This is a genomic window from Microbacterium sp. AISO3 (genome assembly GCF_002204305.1).
Lineage (GTDB): Bacteria > Actinomycetota > Actinomycetes > Actinomycetales > Microbacteriaceae > Microbacterium > Microbacterium arborescens.
In genome coordinates this window covers 1-589 of record NZ_NHRF01000040.1, presented here as the reverse complement: position 1 = coordinate 589, position 589 = coordinate 1, and the positions used below count along the sequence as shown (strand labels likewise).

The window sequence follows — 589 nt, the reverse complement described above, 5'->3', positions numbered from 1 at the left end:
GCAATTGAGGCAGCGTTGGTGAAGCACGATAATAATATGAAGGATTATTCCCTGGTGGTTGACTGATCACCATAACTGCTAATCATTCAAACTATTTAGTCTGTGACAGAGCCAACACGCAGTCTGTCACTGTCAGGAAAGTGGTAAAACTGCAACTCAATTACTGCAATGCCCTCGTAATTAAGTGAATTTACAATATCGTCCTGTTCGGAGGGAAGAACGCGGGATGTTCATTCTTCATCACTTTTAATTGATGTATATGCTCTCTTTTCTGACGTTAGTCTCCGACGGCAGGCTTCAATGACCCAGGCTGAGAAATTCCCGGACCCTTTTTGCTCAAGAGCGATGTTAATTTGTTCAATCATTTGGTTAGGAAAGCGGATGTTGCGGGTTGTTGTTCTGCGGGTTCTGTTCTTCGTTGACATGAGGTTGCCCCGTATTCAGTGTCGCTGATTTGTATTGTCTGAAGTTGTTTTTACGTTAAGTTGATGCAGATCAATTAATACGATACCTGCGTCATAATTGATTATTTGACGTGGTTTGATGGCCTCCACGCACGTTGTGATATGTAGATGATAATCATTATCAC

1 protein-coding gene and 1 pseudogene are annotated in these 589 nt (G+C 42.1%); one reads left to right on the top strand and one right to left on the bottom strand.

Annotation, left to right across the window (positions count from 1 at the left end; all coding sequences use genetic code 11):
• Positions 1–66: pseudogene (gene ybcW, locus CBF90_RS18850) on the top strand (protein YbcW); the annotation flags it as partial.
• A gap of 164 nt (positions 67–230) precedes the next feature.
• Here the strand turns inward: ybcW and CBF90_RS16200 are convergent.
• Positions 231–425 carry a YlcI/YnfO family protein gene (locus CBF90_RS16200; RefSeq protein WP_001421937.1) on the bottom strand — a complete coding sequence of 65 codons (195 nt, stop codon included), beginning with the start codon at positions 423–425 and terminating at the stop codon, positions 231–233.
• Positions 426–589: the final 164 nt, after the last annotated feature.